The organism is Aeromonas sp. MdU4, from assembly GCF_041929505.1.
Classification (GTDB): domain Bacteria; phylum Pseudomonadota; class Gammaproteobacteria; order Enterobacterales; family Aeromonadaceae; genus Aeromonas.
In genome coordinates this window covers 82,752-106,928 of record NZ_JBHFMW010000016.1, presented here as the reverse complement: position 1 = coordinate 106,928, position 24,177 = coordinate 82,752, and the positions used below count along the sequence as shown (strand labels likewise).

At 56.6% G+C, this 24,177-nt stretch carries 20 protein-coding genes; 12 read left to right on the top strand and 8 right to left on the bottom strand.

Annotated elements, in window-relative coordinates; genetic code table 11:
* Positions 1 to 190 precede the first annotated feature (190 nt).
* Together ACE1BR_RS08975 and ACE1BR_RS08970 are read right to left on the bottom strand one after the other, a co-directional pair.
* Entirely contained in the window at positions 191 to 904 is a 714-nt protein-coding gene (locus tag ACE1BR_RS08975; RefSeq protein ID WP_374869473.1) for a response regulator, read from the bottom strand.
* Positions 894 to 2,519 carry an ATP-binding protein gene (locus ACE1BR_RS08970; protein ID WP_374869471.1) on the bottom strand — a complete coding sequence of 542 codons (1,626 nt, stop codon included), beginning with the start codon at positions 2,517 to 2,519 and terminating at the stop codon, positions 894 to 896. The genes ACE1BR_RS08975 and ACE1BR_RS08970 overlap by 11 nt, the downstream gene beginning before the upstream one ends.
* 357 nt (positions 2,520 to 2,876) lie before the next feature.
* Here ACE1BR_RS08970 and ACE1BR_RS08965 point away from each other — a divergent pair, with 357 nt between their 5' ends.
* From ACE1BR_RS08965 to citG, 8 genes are read left to right on the top strand one after another with little or no spacing between them, the layout of a single operon-like run.
* Positions 2,877 to 4,238: a 2-hydroxycarboxylate transporter family protein gene (locus ACE1BR_RS08965; protein WP_374869469.1), complete on the top strand. Its 1,362-nt coding sequence runs from the start codon at positions 2,877 to 2,879 to the stop codon at positions 4,236 to 4,238.
* Positions 4,239 to 4,265: 27 nt separating this feature from the next.
* Positions 4,266 to 5,126: a fumarylacetoacetate hydrolase family protein gene (locus tag ACE1BR_RS08960; protein WP_374869467.1), complete on the top strand. Its 861-nt coding sequence runs from the start codon at positions 4,266 to 4,268 to the stop codon at positions 5,124 to 5,126.
* 18 nt (positions 5,127 to 5,144) lie between these two features.
* Positions 5,145 to 6,164, top strand: coding sequence for a [citrate (pro-3S)-lyase] ligase (gene citC / locus ACE1BR_RS08955; RefSeq protein WP_374869465.1), 1,020 nt, complete (start codon positions 5,145 to 5,147; stop codon positions 6,162 to 6,164).
* 17 nt (positions 6,165 to 6,181) lie between these two features.
* Positions 6,182 to 6,475, top strand: a complete 294-nt coding sequence (gene citD / locus ACE1BR_RS08950) for a citrate lyase acyl carrier protein (protein WP_374869463.1) — start codon at positions 6,182 to 6,184, stop codon at positions 6,473 to 6,475.
* Positions 6,472 to 7,347 (top strand): citrate (pro-3S)-lyase subunit beta, encoded by an 876-nt coding sequence (citE, locus tag ACE1BR_RS08945; RefSeq protein ID WP_317102881.1) that lies wholly within the window; start codon positions 6,472 to 6,474, stop codon positions 7,345 to 7,347. Before citD ends, citE begins: the two co-directional genes overlap by 4 nt.
* Before the next feature lie 10 nt (positions 7,348 to 7,357).
* A complete protein-coding gene (citF, locus tag ACE1BR_RS08940) occupies positions 7,358 to 8,878 on the top strand; it encodes a citrate lyase subunit alpha (protein ID WP_374869461.1) in 1,521 nt (506 codons plus the stop codon).
* A complete protein-coding gene (gene citX, locus ACE1BR_RS08935) occupies positions 8,875 to 9,420 on the top strand; it encodes a citrate lyase holo-[acyl-carrier protein] synthase (protein ID WP_374869459.1) in 546 nt (181 codons plus the stop codon). The genes citF and citX overlap by 4 nt, the downstream gene beginning before the upstream one ends.
* Complete coding sequence (gene citG / locus ACE1BR_RS08930; protein WP_374869457.1) at positions 9,398 to 10,234, top strand: triphosphoribosyl-dephospho-CoA synthase CitG; 837 nt, start codon at positions 9,398 to 9,400, stop codon at positions 10,232 to 10,234. The genes citX and citG overlap by 23 nt, the downstream gene beginning before the upstream one ends.
* Positions 10,235 to 10,289: 55 nt before the next feature.
* Here citG and plsY read toward each other — a convergent pair whose 3' ends face one another.
* Complete coding sequence (gene plsY, locus ACE1BR_RS08925; RefSeq protein ID WP_374869572.1) at positions 10,290 to 10,904, bottom strand: glycerol-3-phosphate 1-O-acyltransferase PlsY; 615 nt, start codon at positions 10,902 to 10,904, stop codon at positions 10,290 to 10,292.
* Positions 10,905 to 11,061: 157 nt separating this feature from the next.
* Here plsY and folB point away from each other — a divergent pair, with 157 nt between their 5' ends.
* From folB to ACE1BR_RS08910, 3 genes are all read left to right on the top strand, one after another.
* On the top strand, positions 11,062 to 11,433 hold the full coding sequence (folB, locus tag ACE1BR_RS08920; RefSeq protein WP_374869455.1) for a dihydroneopterin aldolase: 372 nt from the start codon (positions 11,062 to 11,064) through the stop codon (positions 11,431 to 11,433).
* Positions 11,433 to 11,942, top strand: a complete 510-nt coding sequence (gene folK, locus ACE1BR_RS08915) for a 2-amino-4-hydroxy-6-hydroxymethyldihydropteridine diphosphokinase (RefSeq protein WP_374869453.1) — start codon at positions 11,433 to 11,435, stop codon at positions 11,940 to 11,942. The genes folB and folK overlap by 1 nt, the downstream gene beginning before the upstream one ends.
* A gap of 126 nt (positions 11,943 to 12,068) precedes the next feature.
* Positions 12,069 to 12,557: a YbaK/EbsC family protein gene (locus tag ACE1BR_RS08910; protein WP_374869451.1), complete on the top strand. Its 489-nt coding sequence runs from the start codon at positions 12,069 to 12,071 to the stop codon at positions 12,555 to 12,557.
* Here the strand turns inward: ACE1BR_RS08910 and mdtD are convergent.
* From mdtD to ACE1BR_RS08890, 4 genes are all read right to left on the bottom strand, one after another.
* Entirely contained in the window at positions 12,529 to 13,941 is a 1,413-nt protein-coding gene (gene mdtD, locus ACE1BR_RS08905; protein ID WP_374869449.1) for a multidrug transporter subunit MdtD, read from the bottom strand. The two genes, ACE1BR_RS08910 and mdtD, sit on opposite strands and share 29 nt — an antisense overlap.
* A 69-nt stretch (positions 13,942 to 14,010) precedes the next feature.
* Entirely contained in the window at positions 14,011 to 15,138 is a 1,128-nt protein-coding gene (locus ACE1BR_RS08900; protein ID WP_374869447.1) for a CobW family GTP-binding protein, read from the bottom strand.
* A gap of 9 nt (positions 15,139 to 15,147) precedes the next feature.
* Positions 15,148 to 16,542 (bottom strand): D-arabinono-1,4-lactone oxidase, encoded by a 1,395-nt coding sequence (locus tag ACE1BR_RS08895; protein ID WP_374869445.1) that lies wholly within the window; start codon positions 16,540 to 16,542, stop codon positions 15,148 to 15,150.
* A gap of 163 nt (positions 16,543 to 16,705) precedes the next feature.
* Complete coding sequence (locus ACE1BR_RS08890; RefSeq protein WP_374869443.1) at positions 16,706 to 18,292, bottom strand: EAL domain-containing protein; 1,587 nt, start codon at positions 18,290 to 18,292, stop codon at positions 16,706 to 16,708.
* Positions 18,293 to 18,861: 569 nt separating this feature from the next.
* Between ACE1BR_RS08890 and ACE1BR_RS08885 the strand changes: the two genes are divergently transcribed.
* Positions 18,862 to 21,279, top strand: a complete 2,418-nt coding sequence (locus tag ACE1BR_RS08885; RefSeq protein ID WP_374869441.1) for a GH92 family glycosyl hydrolase — start codon at positions 18,862 to 18,864, stop codon at positions 21,277 to 21,279.
* A 107-nt stretch (positions 21,280 to 21,386) separates the two neighbouring features.
* On the opposite strand, the gene acnB is transcribed toward ACE1BR_RS08885, so the two are convergent.
* Positions 21,387 to 23,984 (bottom strand): bifunctional aconitate hydratase 2/2-methylisocitrate dehydratase, encoded by a 2,598-nt coding sequence (gene acnB / locus ACE1BR_RS08880; RefSeq protein WP_374869439.1) that lies wholly within the window; start codon positions 23,982 to 23,984, stop codon positions 21,387 to 21,389.
* Positions 23,985 to 24,177: the final 193 nt, after the last annotated feature.

Sequence of the window (24,177 nt, the reverse complement as noted above, 5' to 3'; positions counted from 1 at the left end):
GCAACCGTCATGGCTGGGCGTTTGGCGTAGAACAAAGCACACCCGCAACCCCATGCCAGTAGACACCACCACAATCGCCCCGCACAGAAGCAAGAGGGGGGCACCATTATATGAGGATCACGGCGACTGACTCGGCAGCCCTGATACCCCGGGGCACACCTGTCTCGACAATGGGCACAGCCACATGGCGTCAGTCAGTCTGGCCAGTATCACCCCCCTCCACCACGCGACAATAGATCCGCCGCGGATGACCGATCTTGCCATACAACATATCAACCCGCAGAAAACCACTCTCGACACAGTGCTCGAGGTAACGGCGGGTGGTGGTTTTACTGAGCCCTGTGGCGCTGACTACATCATCCACGGAAAAGAATTGGCAGTCCGCATCATTGAACAGTTTTTGCACCAAGGTCAGCGTGCTCTCTTCTATTCCCTTGGCGCTGTTATCCAGACGATAATTTTTGGCCTGCAACAGGTAGAGTGAATCGACACTCTTCTGGTCAACAATCTTCCAAAGCCGCTGTTGCTCGGTAAATTGAACGAAGCGCTCAAGAGACTGGTCAAGACGCCGCCATGATACGGGCTTCAGGATGTAGTCAAATGCCCCATTACGGATCGCCTGACTGCACGTATTCATATCGCTGGCAGCGGTAATAAAAATGACCGAGGTATTGGCCAGCAGATCCGGGTGATTGATGAGCGTGATGCCTTTCCCATCGGGTAAATAGTTATCCAGCAAAATCAGCTGTGGCTGTTTGCTGGCGATCTGTGCCTGAGCATCTGCCAGTGATGACGCAATACCTACCAGCCGTAAACGGGGATGCTTCTGGATCGACTCCGAATGCAACTGTGCCAGCTCATTCTCATCTTCAACAATAAGGACATCTATCGGTTCATATCGCATGATAATGTGTTTCCAGCCCTGAATTATTAATATGTTCAGTCACGGGTATAAAGATGGAAAATATTGTTCCACGGGGTATGTTATTCGTCACCTCGATGGAACCACCCACCTGCGTCACATAGCTATCGACCAAATACAGGCCTATACCATGGTCACCACTAATCTTGGTTGTCACCCCTCGCTGGAAAATATGATCTCTAATATCATCATTAATTCCAACACCTTGATCAGCCACCTCGACAATCAATTCTCGCTGCGTCAGCTTAATCAATATCTCTACCGGAGCATGAGGTAATGGTGCACGTTGGGTTGCCTCAATGGCATTATCCAGAAGATTGCCAATAATCGATATCAGTTCAGATTCCGCAAGCGTGCCAAACTCATTCGTCATCGAGCAAGCTGGATCAAATTGTAACACCACCCCTTTCTCGGTAGCGCGTGAAACCTTGCCCAGCAGCAAACCGCACACTGTCGGTGAACTGAAATGCGACGAGATAAAATCAAGCAGCTCTTGTGCATATTCAGAGTGCGCCTGGATATAACGAATGGCATCATCATAGCGCCCCATATGCAGCATTCCTGACAAAGCAGCCATCCGATTCAGTTGTTCATGTCGCATGATCCTGAGATTATCAACATATCGTTGAACCTGACTCAACTGAGCGTTTAGAGAGTCGATTTCTTTACGGTCTCGAAATGTAATTACCCACCCCTGCAAATCATCCCCCAGCATAATCCTGACTCTGCTGGCGAATACAGTCACATTATTAAACGTGCAAATCTCATCATGAGTATCATGGGTCAACATGCGCGTTTCATCAAAAAATGACACCGGAGTAATCACTGTTCCAATTGGTTGGCCACGTAAAGAGCTGGCCGATTGGGGCAAATCAAGCAGGGTTCGTGCAGCGTGGTTAATCACCTCAATGTTCAGCTGGCTATCAATGGCAATAACACCTTCAAAAATCGACTCCATCAATGCTTTTTGCTGACGAACCAGCAAGCCTATTTCCCGTGGCTCCAGCGAAAAAATCTGCTTTTTGATACTGCGAGTGAAATACCATGAGAATATAAATAGTGCGACCAATAAAAAGAGTGCAGCCATCAATATATGGACCACCTTGTTGACGGTAATGCCATCAAGATAACTCGTCAAATATCCCACCGAGACAATTCCAACAACGCGCCCGGCATCATCTCTAATTGGCACCTTGCTGCGCAGGGAGACGCCCAAGCCGCCACGACGCAAAGTCACGATGCTTTTGCCAGCCAACACTTCCGCATTATCACCGCCTATCAGAGCGGTACCCACCCGATCATCAGACACCGAATGGTACAAATGGCGCCCTTGCGTATCGCCGATGACAATAAAACTGGCATCACTACGCGCAGCCAGCTTCTCCATCAACAATTTAATCGAGTCTGTGTCATTCTCCTGCACATCGAGGCGTAATGTCGGAATCAAGGCAATCTCTTCTGCCTGTATTTTTGCGCGCTCCCCCATATGCTCATACAACTGGCGACTAAAACTTGCGTAATACATACCCCCCAATACCAGCGAGAGTACCAGAGAAAACAACGCCAACGAGACAAACAATCTGATTTGGAACGACATTTTCATAACATTATATACAACAATAAAAGCCAGCAATTAGCTTATCAGCTTTTATGCGATATGGTTGTTCGCTGCAAAAATGTTGTGAGCTATTGCACAACATGCTGGTGTCCCTCGGGAGACAATCCGCAAGACAATTAATGATATTAGGACGCCTTGTTACAGAATTTGCCACAATTGAAAAGAAACCATAAAAACCACACCATAAAAAATGAACTCGATCACGCTGGATAAAAAGAAACCATAAAGTCCATAGCCACCATTAAAATCATGACTTTATCATGCGGCCACTCACACTACGCAATCAAGGATGTCTATATCTTGGCGATGATAAATCACTGAAAGGATGGCTTGACTATGAGCGCAATAGACAACCTGGATGCACCAGGCGCACTAAATACCAAATCGGTCTCTCTCAAGGAGCGGTGGTGGTACATCATGGATACCTGGAAGGTAGGTATTATCCCACTGCCTCTTTTTATATTGGCTGGAGTACTGATTGCTATTGATTGCCTCGGTGGTAAATTACCCAGTGATATTGTTGTTATGGTTGCCACACTGGCATTTTTTGGTTTTGCCTGTGGTGAATTTGGCAAACGGCTCCCCATTGTTGGCAAACTTGGTGCTGCTGCGATTTGTGCGACCTTTATTCCGTCTGCGCTGGTTTACTACGGTTTGCTACCTGACTCAGTCGTCGAATCCACAATAAAATTCTACAAGTCCACCAACATTCTTTATCTCTATATCTGCTGCATTATTGTTGGCAGCATTATGAGCATGAATCGCCAGGTGCTGATCCAGGGTTTCTTGCGTATTTTCTTCCCGATGCTGTGTGGCGAAATTGTTGGCATGATCGTGGGTATGGGGGTCGGCCTGGCATTAGGCCTTGAACCATTCCAGATCTTCTTCTTCATTATCTTGCCAATCATGGCTGGAGGGGTGGGAGAAGGCGCAATTCCACTATCTATCGGATATGCCACGCTCCTCCATATGGATCAAGGGGTAGCCCTTGGCCGCATTCTGCCAATGGTTATGCTGGGTAGTTTGACTGCGATTATTATTGCCGGTTGCCTGAACCAGCTCGGCAAACGCTACCCACATTTGACCGGCGAAGGCCAGTTAATGCCCAACAGCAATAACCGCGATGACAAAATCGCCAATTTGTCTGGCGCATTCACCGGCAAGACCGATGTGACGACCCTGGCTTCAGGGGTATTGCTGGCGGTCCTGCTTTATATGCTCGGCATGCTTGGCCATAAACTGATTGGTCTGCCTGCACCGGTTGGCATGCTGTTTATCGCCGTGCTGGTGAAACTGACCCACGGTGTCTCCCCGCGAATTCTGGAAGGCTCCCAGGTTGTTTATAAATTCTTCCAAACATCCGTGACCTACCCCGTGCTGTTTGCGGTAGGTGTCGCCATCACCCCATGGCAAGAGCTGGTGAATGCCTTCACCCTGACCAACCTGCTGGTCATTATCAGCACGGTATCCGCACTGGTTGCGACCGGCTTCTTCGTCGGTAAAAAAATCGGCATGCACCCTATTGATGTCGCCATTGTCTCATGCTGCCAAAGCGGTCAGGGCGGAACGGGTGACGTGGCTATTCTGACTGCCGGCAACCGCATGAGCTTGATGCCATTCGCCCAGATTGCAACCCGTATTGGCGGTGCAATCAATGTCTCGATTGCACTGCTGGTATTAGGCAATTTCCTCATTTGATTGAATAGAAGTAGTAAGGAAGACGCGATGAAACTCGCCAGTTTTATGTATCAGGGTATGAGTAGCTACGGCATTGTCCGTGCGCAAGGGGTGGTCGATTTAGGCCGCCGCCTTGGCCACCGTTATAACGATCTAAAGTCACTGCTTGATGCCAATGCCCTCGGTGAAGCGGAAAACTATCAACATGATCCGGTTGATCTGGATATTGCGGCAATTACCTTTTTACCGGTCATTGAACAGCCTGGGAAAATTCTTTGCGTCGGCATGAATTACGCCGCCAAGCGCAAGGAGTTTGATCAACATAATCCGGCACCCACGCTGTTTGTCCGATTTGCTGATTCCCAGACTGGCCACAATAACCCCGTCATCAAGCCATATCACTCCAGCGAATTCGATTATGAAGGCGAGCTGGCGGTCATTATCGGCAAAGGCGGCGAGCATATCGCCAAACAGGATGCCCTCAGCCATGTCGCCGGGTATAGCTGCTATATGGATGGCTCAGCCCGTGACTGGCAACACACCTGGTTTACCGCCGGTAAAAACTGGCGGCAAACAGGAGCCTTCGGCCCGTGGCTGACTACCGCTGACGAGATCCCCGACCCGCATCAACTGGCCATTCGCACCTGGCTAAACGGGATCATGGTGCAGGAGGACAATACCAGCAGCATGATCCACAAGGTTGCTGACCTGATCGAGTACATCAGTACCTTTACTCGCCTCAGCCCGGGTGACGTCATCATCACCGGCTCACCCGGTGGTGTTGGCAAAAAACGCAATCCGCCACTGTTCATGAAAGCCGGAGATCGCATCGAGGTCGAAATTGAACATGTTGGCCGCCTGAGCAATGTGATCGTCGAATCACCTGCTGATGTGCAAAGTGCGGCGTAAGAGAACCCGGACAAGATTATGCAGTCACTACCCACAATTGACTTCAGATTGACTGACGTTGCCAAACAGCCGGAACGCCTTGAGCGGCTACGTAGTCTGCTCGCGGACAATGGTCTGGGGCTGGATGCCGACATCACCCTCTTTGTCGAGGCCTGGTCAGGCCTCAAATTGGTGGGATGCGCCGGTCTGGCACACAACGTCATCAAATGCGTAGCGGTCGACAAGCAGTTGCGCGGTGCCAACCTGAGCACCCGGCTGCTGGCAGAAGTAGAACATCTGGCCCTGGAACAGGGCCAGTTTCACCTGTTCCTCTGTACCAAACCGGCCAACCGGGAGCGCTTTGAACAGTGTGGATTCTGGCCCATCGCCCAAAGTGGCGATGATGCCATTCTGATGGAAAACACCCCCGCAGGCGTTGACCGTTACTGTCGTTCGCTCCTCCCTTACCGGCATGAAGGCAAGCGGGTCGGCGCCATTGTGATGAATGCCAATCCGTTCACCCTTGGCCACTATCACCTGATCACCCAAGCGGCCAGACAGTGCGACTGGGTTCATCTGTTTGTCGTACGGGAAGATGCCTCCTTTTTCCCATTCCACGCCCGGCTGCAGATGGTGCGTGCCGGGGTGGCGAACCTGGCCAATGTGACCATTCATGAAGGTTCGAAATACATCATCTCCCGCGCCACATTTCCGACCTACTTCCTGAAAGAGAGCGGCAAGGTGCAGCAAGCCTGGAGCGAAATAGACGTGATTACCTTTCGCGACCATATCGCCCCCGCGCTGGGCATTACCCATCGCTTCATCGGCACGGAGCCGTTTTGCCAGATTTCCCGACAATACAATCAGACGCTGCATGACCTGTTGGCGGGCTCGATTGATGTGGTGGAAATACCGCGCATCAAGGATGCCGACAAAGCGATCTCAGCCTCAGAGGTCCGCCGCTTGCTTCAGCAGCAGCTCTTTTCCCGGATCAGAAAGATCGTTCCCGAGAGCACCCTTGCCTATCTCGAAACCCATTACAGCGCGGAAGTCGCATAGCAGTTAAGGAATTCACCATGAACATAGTAAGAGAGGCGCTGGCAGGAACTCAGGAGTCCAGCGACCTGATGGTAAAAATTGCCCCCTCTGACCAGGCGTTGGAGATCGAAATTTACAGCGAAGTGATGAAACAGTTTGGCGAACAGATCCGCCAGGTCGTGGAGAGCACGCTCGATGCCATGGGCATCACCCGGGGACTGATCATCATCGAGGATAAAGGGGCGCTGGACTGTGTCATTCGTGCCCGCCTGCAAAGCGCAATATTGCGTGCCACCGATGCGCCGCAGATTGCCTGGGAGAAACTGCAATGAAAAAACTTCGCCGCAGCATGCTGTTCCTGCCGGGGGCCAATGCCGCCATGCTCTCGACCGCCTTTATCTACAATCCCGACTCCATCATGTTTGATCTGGAGGATGCCGTCGCACTGCGGGAGAAAGACTCGGCCAGATTGCTGGTCTTCCACGCCTTGCAGCACCCCATGTATCGGGATATCGAAACCGTGGTCCGCATCAATCCACTGAACACCCCCTTTGGCCTGCTCGATCTGGAAGCGGCAGTCCGGGGTGGCGTGGACGTGATCCGCCTGCCGAAAACCGATACCCCCGATGATATCCATGAGCTGGAAGGCCATCTGGAGCGCATCGAGCGGGAATGTGGCCGGGAGGTTGGCTCGACCAAAGTGATGGCCGCCATCGAATCCGCGGTTGGCGTGATCAATGCGGTCGCCATCGCCCGCAGCTCACCGCGCCTGATCGGGATCGCCCTCGCGGCCTTTGACTACGTCATGGACATGCAAACCGAACGGGGAGATGGCACCGAGCTGTTTTACGCCCGCTGCGCCGTGTTGCATGCAGCCCGTGCCGCAGGTATCGATGCCTTTGACGTCGTATGGTCGGATGTGAATGACGAGGCTGGCTTTTTACGGGAAGTCGAGCTGATCCGCCGCATGGGCTTTAACGGCAAATCCCTGATCAACCCGCGTCAAATCGACCTGTTGCATAACGCTTATGCCCCGACACAACAGGAAGTCGAACACGCGCAGCGGATCATTGAGGCCGCCAAAGAGGGTGAACGCAACGGATTGGGGGTGGTCTCCCTCAACGGGAAAATGGTGGATGCCCCCATTATCAATCACGCCCAAGTAGTGCTGGAGCGCGCCGCTGCCTCCGGTGTGCGCCGTTAAGGATTCAACCATGAAACAGACTGAACAACTCCATATCAATTTTCCTCACCTGCGGGCACTGACTCCGTTCGCCGGTGCCTACAACGCAACCCCCTGGCTGGGTGATCAGTCAGCCAAGCACAATCGCAAGCTGTGTGAATCCCTGGAGCAGGCGGTTGCACGTTGCGGCCTGCAAGATGGCATGACCATCTCGTTCCACCACGCTTTTCGCGAAGGGGACAAGGTGATCAATCAGGTCGTGGCTACGCTGGCCAAACTGGGCTTCAAAAATCTGACCCTGGCCTCCAGCTCCCTGATGACCTGTAATGACGCGCTGATTGAGCACATCAAAAACGGGGTGATCACCCGGATTTACACCTCCGGCATGCGCGGCAAGCTGGCCGACGCCATCTCCCATGGTCTGATGGATGAACCGGTTCAGATCCACTCCCATGGCGGACGGGTCAAGCTGCTGCAAGATGGCGAACTGAAGATCGACGTGGCGTTTCTTGGCGTTCCCTGCAGCGACGAGTTTGGCAATGCCAATGGCACCCACGGCAAATCCTGCTGTGGTTCGCTTGGCTACGCGATGGTCGATGCCCACTTCGCCCGTCATGTGGTGCTGATGACCGAAGAGCTGGTGCCCTTCCCCAATATGCCCGCCAGCCTGGTTCAGGATCAGGTCGATTACATCGTCAAAGTGGAGAGCGTGGGGGATCCGGCAAAAATCAGCGTGGGCGCAGCCCGCGTCACCAGCAACCCGCGCGAACTGCTGATTGCCCGCTTTGCCGCCGATGTGATTGAACATTCGGGTTACTTCAAGAATGGCTTCTCGATGCAGACCGGCTCCGGCGCGGCATCAACAGCCTGTACCCGCTTCATGGCAGAAAAAATGGAGCGCAATGGCGTCAAAGCCCGTTTTGCTCTGGGCGGCATCACCGGCAGCCTGGTCGAACTCCATGAAAAAGGGCTGATTGAAAAGCTGCTTGATACCCAATGCTTTGATGGCCAAGCCGCCGCCTCTTTGGCTCGCAACCCCAATCACATTGAGATCTCCACCAACGTCTATGCCAACCCGGGCAGCAAGGCGACCTGCTGCGACCAACTGGACATCGTCATCCTGAGCGCACTGGAGATTGACGTCGATTTTAACGTCAACGTGATCACCGGCTCGGACGGGGTGATGCGTGGCGCATCCGGCGGTCACTGCGATGTCGCCGCGGCAGCCAATCTCACCATAGTGGTGGCACCCTTGCTGCGCAGCCGCATCCCGACCGTGGTGAAACAGGTCACCACCCGACTGACGCCGGGCGAAAGCATTGATGTGCTGGTTACCGATCACGGGATCGCGGTGAATCCGGCACGTCCGGAAATTCGTGCGCGGCTGGCCGCTGCGGGGCTGAAACTGGTCGATATCGAGGCACTTTATGAGAAAGCCATCTCGCTGACGGGTAAACCGAAAGCGATCGAATTTACCGACAAGATTGTCGGCGTGATCCGCTATCGCGATGGGAGTGTCATCGATACGGTACGAGAGGTGAAAGAGAGTTGATCAGTGATCAAGAGTCCCCCGCTCTGGCGGGGGTCAGCCTGGAGCAACTGCTGGCGGCAAAGGAGTGCCGCGCAGCACGCCAGCAAGCGTGGCTGACACGTTACCAGCACCCCATCATTTCACTCACCCTGGTCACGCCGGGGGCCATAAAAGATAGCCCCCGTTACCGCCAATGCATGCAAACCGCCATCACACAGTGCCATCAACTCCTGCAAGTCCGGCAATGGCAAGTTTTGGACCACCAGGTTCTGTGGCTACCCACGGGCCCGGAAGCGCTATGGTCGATTGCCCACGCCGCCACCGACATTAAAACCGCTTGTGTCGCGCTGGAACGAAACCACCCCCTTGGCAGACTGTGGGATCTCGATGTCATTTGTCATCAGTCCGGCCAGATCGGACGACGTGCCCTGGGCGAACCTCTGCGCCAGTGCCTGATATGTGATGAACCGGCTCACGGTTGTGCCCGCTCCCGCCGCCATCCGCTCCCAGAGCTAGTCAGACGAATCGAGGAGTTAATCGATGACTGCTTCACTCGCCCTTAAACACCATGCCATCGATGTCCCGGCTATCGCGGCCCGGGCACTGCTTCAGGAGCTGGATTTGACCCCCAAACCGGGTTTGGTGGATCAGGCAAACTCGGGCTCACACTCCGATATGGATTACCCGCTGTTCTTGCGCAGCATTGCCGCAATCACCCCCTGGCTGACCATCTTTGAAGAGATGGGCAGAGCAAATGCCCAACAGGCCCCGGATAGACAGTTGGCGCTGGTACGCCCGGCAGGGATGGCCTGCGAACAGGATATGCTCAACGCAACGGGCGGGGTGAATACCCATAAAGGCGGGATCTTTTCACTGGGTCTGCTCTGCTTTGCCGCTGGTCGTCTGCAGGGGCAAAACCGGCCCGTGACCAGCGACAATGTCTGCCGGACGGTCAGTGAAATCTGTCAGGGACTGGTCAATCGAGAGTTGCAACACACACCCCATCCCAGCACAGCGGGGGAGCGTCAATTTCAGCAATTTGCCCTGACGGGGGCGCGCGGTGAAGTGGAAAGCGGTTTTGCTACGATAAGGCGCTTCGTCCTGCCACATTGGCATGCCGAGCAGGGGGAGCGACAGTTGCACCATGCCTTGTTAAGACTGATGGCGACCAATAATGACAGTAACCTGGTCTCCCGAGGCGGCATTGCTGGCCTGCGCTACGTTCAGAACTACGCGCAAAACCTGCTGAACAATGGTTGGGACCGGACACGACTGCAAGAGATGGACAGAGCGCTGATCGCCAAGCACTTGAGCCCTGGCGGCAGTGCCGACTTGCTGGCCGTCGCCTGCGTCCTGGCCGAACTGGCCCATAACTGACCAACACGGCGGATCATGACCAACTCTGCCCCCCAAAGGGTTGCCTGCAGAGTCGCTACGACTCCTCTTTCTGCTTTGCTCCTTTTCGCCGCCAGACTCTGGGCTCTTCCCCCTTGAGCAGGCGGGAGATGTTCTCGTGATGGCGGATCAGGATAAGGCAGGAGAGCAACGAGACAGGAAGGGTGTATTCAGGTTTGAGCAGGTAGGTAAAGAGTGGCGTGAGCAGCACGGTAATGATGGAGGCCAGCGAAGAGTAGCCACTCACCAGCAGTACCAGCAGCCAGGTGCCGATCACCGCCCCCCCCATGGTGAAGCCAAGCGGCATCATGGTGCCCAGGGCCGTCGCCACCCCCTTGCCACCGCGAAAATGAAAGAAGATGGGGTACATGTGGCCAAGGCAGGCGGCCACCCCGATAAAGCCGAGGTAGACCGGCTTTATCTGCAGATACCAGGCGAGATAGACAGGCGCGGTTCCCTTTAGCACATCGAGCAACAGCACCACCAGCGCCGCCATCCGGCCACCGAGGCGCAGCACATTGGTTGCCCCCGGATTGTGGGAGCCATGATCCCGCGGGTCGGGCAGACCGCTGCAGCGGGAGACCAGCACAGCACTGGATAGTGAACCACCCAGGTAGGCCAGAATAATCATCAAAATCGTCAGGGCCGTCATCTTGGTCGTTTTTACCACGATATGAATGGGGTATGATGCGGGCCACATACGCTGGCATGGGCCCATGCCCACCCAGAGCGCCTCGGCAAGCCTGTTGCCCGGCCAGCATCCCTGCGCTGTCATCACAGCCCATCAAGAGTAAAGAAGAAGTACAGTCATGGACAAGGTGTTTATTCGCGGACTCGAAGTTTTGACCACCATAGGTGTATATGAGTGGGAGAAAGGCATTCGCCAGAAGCTCCGTTTTGACCTCGAGATGGGGTTCGACAACCGCCCCGCCGCTGCAACCGACGACATCAATCTGGCACTGGATTATGCCGACCTCTCCAACAAGATCTGCGAGCATGTCACCGGCAAGGTGGTCGAGCTGGTCGAGACCATGGCCGAACAGGTCGCCATGCTGGTTCTGACCGACGAGCGGGTGCAGTGGGTCAAGGTAACCCTAACCAAACCGGGCGCCGTGCCCAATGCCGTCGGTGTCGGCGTCGAGATCCTGCGCCACCGCACCCCGGCGACGAGCAGTAACTGATGACTACCATCTATATCAGCTTGGGCTCCAACATCGAGCGTGAGCGCCATATTCGCGCCGGGCTCGATGCGCTGCACGCCGCCTTTGGCGAGCTGCGGGTCTCCCGGGTGTTCGAGAGCGCAGCGGTAGGTTTCAACGGCCGCCCCTTCTACAACCTTGTTGCCGCAGCCGAGACCGACCTGCCGCTGGTTACCGTCTGCCAGCTGTTGCGCGAGATGGAGTTCGCCCACGGCCGCGAGCCGGATGCCAAAAAGTTCGCCCCGCGCACTCTGGATCTGGATCTGCTGCTCTATGGCGAGCTGGTCTGCGAGACGCCGCTGGTGTTGCCGCGCGGTGAAGTGCTCACCAACGCCTTCGTGCTGTGGCCACTGGCAGAGCTTGCCCCCGACCTGCGCCATCCCGTCGATGGCCGCACCATGGGCGAGCTGTGGCAGGCCTATGACAAGGCCTCCCAGCAGCTGTGCCCCATTCCCTTTCACTGGGAAGCGTGCGAATTGCAGCATCACTGATCCGCAAGGGCGCCTCACGGCGCCCTTGTTGTTTCCACGGACAGGGTTGCTTATCACGGATAAGAAAGTGTCATTGGGCCTGACCCTGCGAGGCTGGCAGGATAGCGCCCACTACAGGAGAACCCCATGCCACTCGATACAATTCACCATTTCAACTGCCAGCTGCTCGCAGACTTGCCCCACCAGCGCTTCGAACATGAGCCCATCCTCGACTACGCCACCGACGAACGGGTCAAGGCCCGCCTTGGCTGGCAGGCGGAGTTCAGCAAGACCCTGTTTCTCAAGTTCAAGGATGGCCGCTTCGCCCTGCTGCTGACCCACAGGGACGGGCGGCTCGACAACAAGGCGGTCAAAGCCGCGCTCGGCGCCAAGCCCTCCATCTGCACCGCCGAGGAGATGCAGGCGGAGATTGGCTGCCTGCCGGGAGCCGTCTGCCCCTTCCTGCCCCGCGCCGATATCCCGCTGTTGGTTGATCCCCAGATGATGAACCACCACGCCTTCACATGGACTCCGGGCCACCCCGAGCAGACCTTTCTGCTGGCGACGGCCCATCTGGCCGAGGTGTTGGCGCAGCTCCCCTGCGAAGTCAGCTATCTGCCCGTGACGACGCCATAGTGCCATCACGCGCCAGCTGAGCGAAGATCAGTGCCGCCAGCATGGAGAGCAGCCCGATACAGAGGTAGGTAAGGTGGAACCCGGCCAGCCACTGGCCGTTGGCCGCAGAGGTACCCGCCGAGAAGAGCCCCAGCAGGCTGGCGGCAATCGCCACCCCCAAACTCATGGCGAGCTGCATCACCACCGAGAGCAGACCGTTGCCGCTGCTGGCCAGGGTCGGGCTGAGATCTTGCAGCGTGAGAGTGTTCATGGCGGAGAACTGCAGAGAGTTGATGGCGCCGAAGATCGCCAGCCAGCCCAGCAAGACCCCGTAGGGTAGCTGGTTGTCGATGAAGTAGAAGCTGGCGATCACCGCCCCCAGTAACAGGGTGTTGCCGATCAGAATGCGGCGATAGCCCACCTTCGGAATCAGCTTGTTCACCAGCGTCTTGGTCAGCATGGCGCCAATCACGGTGGGGATCATGGTCATCCCCGCCTTGCTCGGCGAGAAACCGAGCCCCAGTTGCAGAAACAGCGGGGTGAGGAACGGCATGGCACCGCTGCCGAGGCGGGCAAACAGGTTGCCCCAGATGCCAATGGCAAAGGTGGCGGTCTTGAACAGGTTCAGGCTAAAGAGCGGCTGCTCCGCATTGGCGGCATAGAGCCAGTAGCTCGCCATCGCAGCCAAGCCGAAGATCAGTGCAAACAGCGCCCAGCCGGTGGAGATGCTGTGCTCCCCCAGCCCCTGCAAGCCGACCGACACCAGCACCATGCCGAGGCTGAACAGCACGAAGCCCTGCCAGTCAAAACGGGCGGTCGCCTGACGCAGTTCGGGCATGAAGTGCCAGCTCGCCATAAAGCCGAGCAGCCCCACCGGCAGGTTGATGAGAAACACCCAGTGCCAGCTCGCCACTTCCACCAGCCAGCCTCCGAGCGCCGGTCCCATCAGCGGGCCGAGCAACCCCGGGATGGTAACGAACGACATCACCCGCAGCAGCTCGTGCTTGTCGTAGACCCGCAGCACCGCCAATCGCCCAACCGGCATCAGCAGGGCGCCGCCAATCCCCTGCAGCACCCGGGCGGCCACCAGCATGGAGAGGGAGTTGGAAGCGGCGCAGGCGAGCGAGCCAAGGGTGAAGAGGAAAATGGCGACCAGATAAATCCGGCGGGTACCGAAACGGTCTGCCAGCCAGCCGGAGGCAGGGATCAGCAGCGCCACCGTCAGCATGTAGGCGATCACCACCGACTGCATCTGGAGCGGACTCTCCCCCAGCGTCTCGGCCATGCTGGGCAGGGCGGTATTGAGAATGGTGCCATCCAGCGACTGCATGAAAAAGCCGACTGCCGCCAGCATGGGCAGCCACTTGCGCTGGGCCGGGGTCACCCCGAGTGAAACTTCCGCCATAACAGACCACCTCCACGTCAGGAAAAAAAAAGACCCGCTCTCGTTGTTACGGGCGGGTCATGTCAGAGATCAGGCATCCGGCTGGCCAAGCATGGCCTTGAGCTGCTCTTCGAGGCTGGGCTCGGGAGCCTTGAGCGTATCAAGGAACAGCTGCTCTATCCCCGCCTTGTCCTGAGTTTTCACGATAAACACCAACCGGGACTGGGCCTTGCCCTCCGGCCACTCACCCAGAGCCTGCAGCGGATAGAGCTGGCCGTGGACACCGTGGATCACCACCGGCTGGCTCTCCCCTTCCAGCTGCAAGATCCCCTTGAGCCGCAGCAGGGCATCGCCGTATTGGGCCTGCACCGCATCGATGGCAGCCAGCAGACGGGACGGCTTGAGCGGTTCACCGATGCGCAAAGAGAAACTCTCGATGTTGCCATGCTCGAAGTGGGTCGGTGCCGCGGTGCCCACCTTGGCCGCGAACGGCTGCATCTTCGGCTGCATCGGCGAAGCCAGCCCCTGCTTGGGGGATTCGGTGCGCAGCCAGGCCAGCAGTTGGCGCACATCGCGCCCCGTTGCCTCGTTGTAGGCGCCGAGCTTATCCAGCACCTTGGGCGAGAGCTCGCCATTGGTCACCTGCTGGATCGGGGCCGCCGGATTGAGGGCCGCCAGCTGGGCTTCGACCCGCGCCAGCTGCTCGCCATCCACCAGATCCCCCTTGCTCACCACCAGCAGATCCGCCAGCGCCACCTGCTTCACCGCCTCATACTGGGCTGCCAGCTGCTGCTCGATATGACCGGCATCCACCACGGTGACAGTGCCATCGAAGCGGTAACGCTGGGCGATAAAGCCCTCTTCACGCAGGGTAAAAAGCACGGGGGCAGGATCGGCGAGGCCAGTGGTCTCGATAATCAGTCGCTTGAACGGTTTGATCTTGCGTTGGATGGCCTTCATAAACAGCCCCTGCAGTGCCTCAACCAGAGAGCCCTGCACCGAGCAGCAGATGCAGCCGGAGTCGAGCAGCATCACCTGCTCATCCACCTGCTGCACCAGATGGTGATCCAGCCCCACCGAGCCGAACTCGTTGATCAGCACCGCACACTCGCCAAGCTCGGGCTGCTTGACCCAGTGGTTGAGCAAGGTGGTCTTGCCGCTGCCGAGAAAGCCGGTCAGCAGGGTCACAGGGATACGAGTATCTTGCATATCGGTCATGTCGAGTCCTTACCGGTTGGCAAACAGGTCGCTGAGCCAACGGTTTTCAAAGCGGCCGTGGGGGTCGAGCTCGGCTTTCAACGCCACAAAGTCGTGCCAGCGCGGCAGCAGGGCCGGGAAGTCGTAGAGATCCATCGCCAGATGCTTGCCGAAATGGGGAATGCCGCCGAGCGGCACCAGCTGTTGCTGCAACTCGCGCATCTGCTCCATGGAGCCGTTGACGAAGGTGCCGTCCGCCGCCAGATAGACCAGGAAACCGATCCAGCAGACCGACTGGTCATAAGCTGCGCTGAGCCAGGCCTCGGAGGGGCCGGTGCAGCGCAGAATAAAGGGGTAGTGCAGCACACCGGGGTTGGCCTGCTGCCACGCTTGCAGAGTCTCCAGCGCCTCGTTCATGCGATGCAGCGGCACTGCCACCTCGCAGTTGATCTGGGGCGCCGGGATCCCCTTGCAGAGAATTTGGTAGACGTTGCCCACCAGATCGGAGGCATCCTTGAAGCGGCGCACCGTCTCGAAGTGCTCGCCGGCCAGCGCCTCATCCTTGGTGTCCTTGGCCATCTTCTGCAGAGTCGCATCTATGGTGGCATTCATGCGGGCGTCGATGTCGCCCTCCAGCAGCAGCGGCTCGCTGCCACCAGCACGGTAACGGGCCACCTCGTCATCGGAAGCGGGATCCACCAGCCAGATGTGGCTCTCGCCGGTCCAGGCAAACCACCAGCTCTTCACGAAACCGTGCTCGCGGTTGAGCCGCTCGTTGTGCTCCAAGAGGAAGGGATAGTCGGTGGTGAACTTGGTGCAGCGCATGATGCGGTTGGGCACGGTGCGCAGGGTCACGTCGAGCAGAATGCCGAGCATCCCCATCCCCATCACGAAGGCGCCGAAGCGCGGGTCAGTGCGATCCACCCGGATGATGTCGCCATTGGCCAGCATCACAGTCATCGCCTCTACCGCATCGCACAGGGCTGACTGATGCAGCCCCTGACCGTGGGTGCCGGTGCTAAGGGCGCCGCCCAGAGTCTGGATGCCGATAACCCCGGGGGAAGCTGGCAGCATCCGCTCCATGGCGATCAGCTCGGCATAGACGATGTCGAGGGGCGTCCCCGCCTGATAGGTGACGGTATCGGCCGTTTTCGCCAGCTGGCCGCGCAGGTGGTGTAAGTCCACCAGCAGCGCCTGACTGCCCTCGGCATAGACGCTGTGAATGGGTTCGAAAGAGAGGCCGGAGCCGATGAGGCGCAACTTGCGCTCAGAGTGTTCCCGCAGCAGCGCTTGCAGCTCATCGCGGCTTTTCGGGCGCCACACCTGATCCAGCGCGCCGAGGGGATTGGTTCTCGACCAGTTGAACAGCACCTCCCGATTACCGATCGCCTTGATGCTGTGAAATGCCTGGAACTGAACCGTCATACCGCGCCTCATCTTTTACTGACGTCAAAATGAGCGCCGATTCTACCGAAAAGCGAGCCACAAGGCATGAAAAACAAGCCCCTGCACTCGAGGGGGAATAGCGGGTGAGCACGATCCCGCCCAGCTTGGCGGGAACTCAGTAACCTTGCTCAACGCAAGCAGATCAAATCACGCTTGAATTGCCCAGTACAATGTCAGGCTGGCGGACCCGCGTCTCTCCCGTCAGCCACTCCTCGCAAAATTGACGCAGCGGCATGGGGCGGGCAAACAGGTACCCCTGCAGATAGTCGACCCCTTTGGCCCTGAGGTAGTCAGCCTGACGTTCGCTCTCCACCCCTTCCGCCACCAGCGCCAGTCCCAGCCGCGCCGCCAGATCGATCACGTTGTCCACGATATGTTCCGAGAGTGATTCAGTGCCGATGCGGGCGATAAAGGATTTGTCGATCTTGAGGTAATCCACATGAAACTGCTGCAGGTAGAGCAGGCTGGAGTGGCCGGTACCGAAATCGTCGATGGCCAACTTGACCCCCAACTCGTCCAGCTGGCGAAACAGAGAGAGGGTCTGGGGATCGGACATCAACAGCTCTCGCTCGGTCAGTTCCAATGCCAATACCACCTTGCCAGGCACAAAATGACTGAGGAAGGAACGACACTCCTGCAACAAAGCAAGGTCGTGGCAATGAGCGGCGCTGATGTTGAAACTGATATGAAAACCATCCGGCAGTTGATCCTGCATCCGGCCCAGACGCCTCGCCACCATCTTCATGATCTGGGTGGTCATGGGGACAATAAGCCCTGACTCTTCCGCCTGGGGAATAAACAGATCGGGACGAATTAACCCCTCGGTCGCGTGTTGCCAGCGCATCAGTACTTCAACCCCCGTCATCCGACCGTCGTGACTGGCAATCAACGGCTGCAGATAGGGAATAAACTCCCTGGCACGCAGCGCCCGTCGCAACTCATCCGTCGGGGAGCCGGGGCGTCCCAACACCCACCACACCAGCAATGCCAGCAGCAGGGAAAAGCCAAACAGCCCAAACAGCGCCCGATGCCGCGCTTCCCATAACGAGTGCCAGTAAACCGGCATGGCATACCCGGCATGGATAGTGAAGGGATAGTGTGAAGCACTAAGAACAAGACTGGTGCTGCGATGCAAGGAGGGCGGTTCACTCAGATAGCGGCCAGATTCATCAAGCCAGGCCGAGCCCACCTGCAGAAAGAGATCACTCATTTTACTGCTCAGCGAGAACATGAAACTGAGCTGGGTACTGTCGATGGCACTCAATGCCGCATCGTTGCCAAGCTCGGTACGCACCACCAGCAACGGGTGGTTCTGCCGCACCCGATTGCCACTCATCAACAGCAGTTTATGCCCGACATAGATCGACCGATCATCGGCATCACTCACCGCACCAAATAACGAGGCGCAGTTGATAACCCCATCTCGCACCAGATTGACCGAACGCAGGAAGGGTTCAAGGGCTACTTTTTTGCGCAGCACCAACAGGTTCTCGCGACAGGGGGCATCCACCAGAGGCAGTACTGAGCGATTGGCCTGCTCTGCATGATCCAGCATCTCTTCCAACAGCGCTCTGGCCTTGTGGGCCGAGGCACTGGAGTCAGCTTTCAAATCTTGCACATAGCTGCTGTGGATTATCCATACACCCGCCAACAGTTGCAGAGCAAAGACCAGCAAGGCACAGCCGAAGCGTAACCGGGTTCGGGAAAGATCAATCCTGAACAGAAACATAGAGAACCACGCCGCAATTCGTCGGGCCAGCCCGCACAAGCCAAAAGAGAAGAAGCTATCTCACACCGATAGCCGTGTTTCGCGACCGGTCATAGCCAGACAACATAACGCAAAGCGTTTATAAAACGAACTGCAAGGTACACTAAAGGTGCAATTACCACCACAAGAGCCTCAGATGGATTTATTTCATGGAGACCGGAGCCCTCCCCCGCAATTGCGCTACCCAACGGACCTGCCCGAGCGAGTAGTACCTGCGACCATGCCGTCATTCAACCTCATCACTATGGTCGAATAACAAGCCATCAGAACGCAGCAAGTGATCAAATTCACACAACCTGGCAGCCGTCATAATAATCCAGTAAATGCCACAAAATTAATCTACTCGTTCAATCGCTATGCTATTACCATCTATTCGTGCAAATAAATATCAGCTCTTATCAATGTAATAAATCCATTTAATTAAGTACTGCAAAAACAATATCAGCTTTCAAAAAGCATCTTGGAAAAATATTTTTCCAAGATGTAATTGTGTGACCATAAACAACACCACCTTGCCAAGGAGTCAGGTAATGAAGAGTAAATTAAGTCCATTGGCCATAGTGCTTACCATAGCACTATCCGGCTGTGACAGTGATTCGACCACCAGTGAAGAGGCTGGTCGCCCGGATCAAGACACTTCGCTTGTTCAATTTATCAATCCCCTTATTGGCACTGGTGCTGATGGCCATACCTTCCCCGGAGCAGTCTACCCGGGAGGAATGGTCCAGCTCTCTCCGGATACAGAAATGGAGGGATGGGGGTCGGCAGCAGGCTATTTTGACCATGGTAAACTGAACGATATTCCTGTTTATGGGTTCTCGCATACCCACTTATCTGGCACGGGCATTACCGATCTGGGTGATATTCTGGTATTGCCTTTTACCGACAAAAACAACGTGGCTTACAACACGTTTGACAAGTCAAATGAAAGTGCTACAGCTGGCCTCTACTCGGTAATCCTTAATCGTGGTGAAATAAAGGCAGAGCTAACAACATCCCCCCGAACCGGATATCACAGATATACCTTCAAAAAAGGCAGCATTCCCGCAATCAAGCTGGATTTGGACCACACCCTGAATAAAAGCTGGGGTAATCGTACGACAATTGGGGATATTGAATTTATCGACGAATATACCATTCGTGGTAAACGTAGCTCGGATGGCTGGGCCAATAACCAGCACATCTATTTTTATGCAAAATTCAATCAACCGATCGTCAAAGCCCGCGTCGTGGTCGACAATGTAGAAACCGAAGCGACCTTGCAAAAAGATGCCTTCAAGGGCGTTAAAACCATCGCCTACCTCTCTTTTAGTCCGAGTGAACAACCGCTTGAGCTGAAGGTAGGGATCTCCCCAACCGGAGTAGAAGGGGCACAAAAAAACCTGGCAACCGAGGTGCCTGGCTGGGGCTTTGACAATCTGGTCGCCCAAAACCAGCAAGCGTGGCAAAACGAGCTCGCAAAGGTACAGATAAGCGGCGGAACCCGGGATCAGAAAGAGATTTTCTACACCGCCATGTATCACTCTCAAATTGCACCGATGATCTTCCAGGATGTGGATGGCAAGTACCGCGCCATGCGCACTCAGGAGATCAAGGATGCCGGGGCCATCCCCAACTACTCCGTCTACTCCATGTGGGACACCTTCCGGGCCCAGCATCCGCTGCAGACCATCATCAATCCCCGCAAAGCAGAGGAGTATGTCAACGACCTGATCCGCAAGTACAAAGATGGCGGCATTCTGCCCAAGTGGGAGCTGCACGGTCACTACACCGGCACCATGATAGGCTTTCCTGCTATCTCCATCATTGCGGATGCCATGGCCAAGGGGCTAAATGTGGATCCCCAGGAGGCGTTGGAGGCTGCCGAATTTACCGCTCGCTATCACAAGAAGGAGGAGTTCCCCGACTGGACCGAAGATCAAAACATCGGCGCAGCCAGCATTGCCCAGCTCGAGGTTTATGAGCAGAACGGCTATGTGCACTGGGGATATTGGAACTCCGCCTCCTACACTCTGGAGTTTGCTTACGGTGACTGGGCACTCTCGGAAATCGCTCGTATGGCGGGCAACAACAAGGTTCAGCAGGAGTTTATCAAACGCTCGGACAACTACCTGAACCACTGGGATGCCAAGACTGGTTTCTTCCGCCCCAAAAACCACCCTGACAGCTGGAACCCGCACCGCCCGGCCAGTCAATTCAATCAGCCGGTGGATGAAAAATCACCTGACTGCAAGCTGGAGATGGTCAACAAGCCGGACGGTAGCAGCGTAGAGATGCGCGTCTGTCCGCTATTGCCTTTTGATCCCTACTATGTGGACGAGTTCGCCTACACCGAGGGCAACAGCTGGCAATGGAAATTCCAGCCACTACATGCCTTCCAGTGGCTCAAACAGGAAGTGGGTGGAGAAAAGGGTCTGCGCGAGGATCTCGATGAACTATTCAATGCCCGCTCATCCAACACCGGGGAAGCCTTGCCTGATCTGACCGGCTATATCGGCCAGTACATGCATGGCAATGAACCATCCCACCATATCCCCTACCTCTACAACATGACCGATGAACCGTGGAAAGCGCAGGAGTATCTCGATCGGATCATGAACGAGTTTTATACCACCAAGCCAACGGGTCTGATCGGCAACGAAGACGTGGGGCAAATGTCAGCCTGGTACATCATGTCGGCCATGGGGTTCTATCAGGTGACCCCTGCCTCCCCGCACTACAGCATCGGCCGCCCACTGTTCGATGAGGTGACGATCGCAGTGAAAGACGGGACCTTCAGGATCACCGCCGACAACAACAGCCCTCACAACAAGTACGTGAAGTCTGTCACCATCAACGGCAAGCCGCTATCGGGGGATCTGACCTTTGAACACAGCGAGATCAGGGCCGGAGGGGAGCTGCACTTTGTTATGACAGGTGACAAGAGAGAGGCGATGACCCGACTCTAACCGTCCGTATGAATGCAAGAACCGCATAAATGAAAAATGCCGCGTAGCTACGCGGCATTTTTATTGGCTTACACAGAGCCCCTGAAGGGGCTCTCTCTGCCATTCACTCAGACAGCTTGCTGCAGGATCACCGCATCGGCCTTCTTGGTATAAGAAGCGATCTCGTTGAAGTTGAGGTAGCGGTAAGTATCTGCCGCAGTGGCATCGAGCGCCTTGGCGTATTGCAGGTACTCAGCCACGGTCGGGATCTTGCCGAGAATGGCGGCAACCGCAGCCAGCTCTGCAGAGGCCAGATAGACGTTGGCACCTTTACCCAGACGGTTCGGGAAGTTACGGGTGGAGGTGGAGACCACGGAGGCCCCTTCCGCAACCCGCGCCTGGTTGCCCATGCACAGCGAACAGCCCGGGATCTCGATGCGGGCACCAACCCGGCCAAAGATGCCGTAGTAGCCCTCTTCGGTCAGCTGATCCTTGTCCATCTTGGTGGGCGGGGCGATCCACATACGGGTCGGCAGCTCGCCCTGATACTTCTCGAGCAGTTTACCGGCGGCGCGGAAGTGACCGATGTTGGTCATGCAGGAACCGATGAACACCTCGTCAATCTTGTCGCCAGCCACGGTGCTGAGCAGACGGGCATCGTCCGGATCATTCGGCGCGCACAGGATCGGCTCCTTGATGGTGGCCAGATCGATCTCGATGATTTCGGCGTACTCGGCATCCTTGTCCGCTTCCAGCAGGGTCGGGTTGGCCAGCCACTCTTCCATCCCCTTGATGCGGCGGGTAATGGTGCGCGGGTCGCCGTAGCCTTCAGAGAGCATCCATTTCAGCATCACGATGTTGGACTTCAGATACTCGATGATCGGCTCTTTATCCAGCTTGATGGTGCAACCAGCAGCGGAGCGCTCGGCGCTGGCATCTGCCAGCTCGAACGCTTGCTCTACCTTCAGGGTCGGCAGACCTTCGATCTCGAGGATACGGCCGGAGAAGATGTTCTTCTTGCCCGCTTTCTCGACGGTCAACAGCCCTTTCTGGATGGCGGCGTAGGGGATGGCATGAACCAGATCACGCAAGGTGATGCCCGGTTGCAGCTCGCCCTTGAAGCGCACCAGCACGGATTCCGGCATATCCAGCGGCATCACGCCGGTGGCGGCGGCGAAGGCCACCAGACCGGAGCCCGCCGGGAAGGAGATACCGATGGGGAAACGGGTGTGGGAGTCACCACCGGTACCCACGGTATCCGGCAGCAGCATGCGGTTCAGCCAGGAGTGGATGACGCCGTCACCCGGACGCAGAGAGACACCACCGCGGTTCATGATGAAGTCCGGCAAAGTGTGGTGGGTCTGTACGTCGATGGGCTTGGGATAAGCTGCTGTGTGGCAGAAGGACTGCATGGTCAGGTCGGCGGAGAAGCCGAGGCAGGCCAGATCTTTCAGTTCGTCGCGGGTCATCGGGCCCGTGGTGTCCTGAGAGCCGACCGTGGTCATCTTGGGCTCGCAGTAAGTGCCGGGGCGAATGCCCTTCACGCCACACGCCTTGCCCACCATCTTCTGGGCCAGGGTGAAGCCTTTGCCGGTATCGGCCACCGGCTGCGGACGGCGGAACACGGTGGAGAACGGCAGACCCAGTGCTTCGCGGGCCTTGTCGGTCAGGCCGCGACCGATGATCAGCGGAATACGGCCACCGGCGCGCACTTCGTCGATCAGCACGTCGGTTTTCAGTTCAAACTGCGCCAGCACCTGCTCGGTACCGTGCTTGCAGATCTTGCCGGCAAACGGGTAGATGTCGATCACATCGCCCATCTCCAGTTTGGAGACGTCCACTTCGATGGGTAGGGCACCGGCATCTTCCATGGTGTTGAAGAAAATCGGGGCAATCTTGCCGCCCAGACAGACACCGCCAGCGCGCTTGTTCGGCACAAACGGAATGTCGTCGCCCATAAACCAGAGCACCGAGTTGGTGGCGGATTTACGGGAAGAACCGGTACCGACCACGTCACCCACATAGGCCAGCGGGAAGCCTTTCTCTTTCAGGGCATCGATGGTCTTGATGGGGCCGACGGCTCCATCCTTGTCAGGGGTGATGCCGGGACGGGCGTTTTTCAGCATCGCCAGGGCGTGCAGCGGAATGTCGGGGCGGGACCAGGCATCCGGTGCCGGAGAGAGGTCGTCGGTGTTGGTTTCGCCGGTCACCTTGAATACGGTGACGGTGATCTTCTCGGCCAACTCGGGACGGGAGAGGAACCACTCGGCATCGGCCCAGGATTGCATTACCTGCTTGGCGTGGGCATTGCCCGCCTTGGCCTTCTCTTCCACGTCGTGGAAGGAGTCGAACATCAGCAGGGTGTGGGAGAGGCCCTTGGCGGCAAGTGGCGCCAGGTTGGCATCATCCAGCAGGTCGATCAGCGGTTGAATGTTGTAACCACCCTGCATGGTGCCCAGCAGCTCAACAGCTTCGGCGGCAGTCAGGATGGGAGAGTGGGCTTCGCCCTTGGCGACGGCAGTGAGAAAACCGGCTTTGACATAGGCCGCTTCATCAACACCGGGGGGAATTCGGGAAGACAACAGCTCTTTCAGAAAATCTTGTTCGCCGGCGGGCGGGTTCTTGAGCAGCTCAACCAGGGCGGCGACCTGCTCTGCGTCCAGAGGTTTGGCAACCACGCCCTCGGCGGCACGTTCTGCGACGTGTTTACGGTATGTTTCAAGCACGACTAATTCCTCTTTGGTCTTTTTTGGGGGTTCGCCCTGGCTCGCGGCGATCGTCCTTGCAGGACACCCCGTAGGGTGCTCCCCACTATATAAGTTTTAACGACTAATTAAAATCCAAACCCTGTTTACTTATTCGCCACAAGATCGTAACCAATTAAACAGACTGGCATTTTTTGAAAATTAATTGACCATC

Coding starts and splice junctions, on each gene's coding strand:
- ACE1BR_RS08975 (WP_374869473.1), bottom strand. CDS start 904: ATGCGATATGAACCGATAGATGTCCTTATTGTTGAAGATGAGAATGAG.
- ACE1BR_RS08970 (WP_374869471.1), bottom strand. CDS start 2,519: ATGTCGTTCCAAATCAGATTGTTTGTCTCGTTGGCGTTGTTTTCTCTG.
- ACE1BR_RS08965 (WP_374869469.1), top strand. CDS start 2,877: ATGAGCGCAATAGACAACCTGGATGCACCAGGCGCACTAAATACCAAA.
- ACE1BR_RS08960 (WP_374869467.1), top strand. CDS start 4,266: ATGAAACTCGCCAGTTTTATGTATCAGGGTATGAGTAGCTACGGCATT.
- citC (WP_374869465.1), top strand. CDS start 5,145: ATGCAGTCACTACCCACAATTGACTTCAGATTGACTGACGTTGCCAAA.
- citD (WP_374869463.1), top strand. CDS start 6,182: ATGAACATAGTAAGAGAGGCGCTGGCAGGAACTCAGGAGTCCAGCGAC.
- citE (WP_317102881.1), top strand. CDS start 6,472: ATGAAAAAACTTCGCCGCAGCATGCTGTTCCTGCCGGGGGCCAATGCC.
- citF (WP_374869461.1), top strand. CDS start 7,358: ATGAAACAGACTGAACAACTCCATATCAATTTTCCTCACCTGCGGGCA.
- citG (WP_374869457.1), top strand. CDS start 9,398: ATGACTGCTTCACTCGCCCTTAAACACCATGCCATCGATGTCCCGGCT.
- plsY (WP_374869572.1), bottom strand. CDS start 10,904: ATGACGGCCCTGACGATTTTGATGATTATTCTGGCCTACCTGGGTGGT.
- folB (WP_374869455.1), top strand. CDS start 11,062: ATGGACAAGGTGTTTATTCGCGGACTCGAAGTTTTGACCACCATAGGT.
- folK (WP_374869453.1), top strand. CDS start 11,433: ATGACTACCATCTATATCAGCTTGGGCTCCAACATCGAGCGTGAGCGC.
- ACE1BR_RS08910 (WP_374869451.1), top strand. CDS start 12,069: ATGCCACTCGATACAATTCACCATTTCAACTGCCAGCTGCTCGCAGAC.
- mdtD (WP_374869449.1), bottom strand. CDS start 13,941: ATGGCGGAAGTTTCACTCGGGGTGACCCCGGCCCAGCGCAAGTGGCTG.
- ACE1BR_RS08900 (WP_374869447.1), bottom strand. CDS start 15,138: ATGACCGATATGCAAGATACTCGTATCCCTGTGACCCTGCTGACCGGC.
- ACE1BR_RS08895 (WP_374869445.1), bottom strand. CDS start 16,542: ATGACGGTTCAGTTCCAGGCATTTCACAGCATCAAGGCGATCGGTAAT.
- ACE1BR_RS08890 (WP_374869443.1), bottom strand. CDS start 18,292: ATGTTTCTGTTCAGGATTGATCTTTCCCGAACCCGGTTACGCTTCGGC.
- ACE1BR_RS08885 (WP_374869441.1), top strand. CDS start 18,862: ATGAAGAGTAAATTAAGTCCATTGGCCATAGTGCTTACCATAGCACTA.